The sequence below is a fragment of the Thermus sp. FJN-A genome (assembly GCF_054655095.1).
On the sequence record NZ_BAAHSC010000157.1, the window covers coordinates 1 to 597 of the forward strand.

General features: G+C 77.4%; 1 pseudogene. It reads right to left on the minus strand.

Features of this window, described 5'->3' with window-relative positions:
- Positions 1-597: pseudogene (locus tag ACYQ0J_RS00805) on the minus strand (metal-dependent hydrolase); the annotation flags it as partial.

Here is a 597-nt window from a genome sequence, read left to right on the forward strand (position 1 = left end):
GCTCGGCCTCGAGGCGGGCCGCCTCCTCCGCCTTGGCCTGGGCCTGGTCCTCGAGGTCCCGCAGGGGCCCCTCGTCCACCCGCCGGGCGATGGGCTCCCCCTCCTCCACCCGGTCCCCCGGCTTCACCAGAAGCCCCGAGAGGGAGGGGAGGGAGAAGACCAGGGGGTGGAGGGTGGGCAGGGCGGGGAGGGCGGGGAGCTCCAAGGAGGCCTCCTCCCCGGGGGCGAAGGCCGCCCGGACCACGGCGCTCCCCGCCTGGAGGTAGAGGCCCGAGAGGGGGGCCAGGTCCTCGGGGCGGGCGGCGTGGAAGCGGAGGCGGGGCGGGTTCTCGGAGGCCTCCACCCGGGGATAGGTGCCCACCGGGGGGACGAGGGGCGGGGGGGCGGTGGCGGGGCGGGCCTCCCCGGTGACCCAGACCCTCCGGGCGGACCGGGGGAGGGCCTGCAGGAGGTCGGCGAGAAGCCTCCCCGAGAGGTCCAGCCGCCACTCCCTGAGGACCTGGGGCCTCCCCCGGACCATGCGCACCCGGTAGGCCACCACCTGGCCGTCCCGGCTCACCGCCAGGGTGCGGCCCAACTCGTCCTCAACCAGAACCC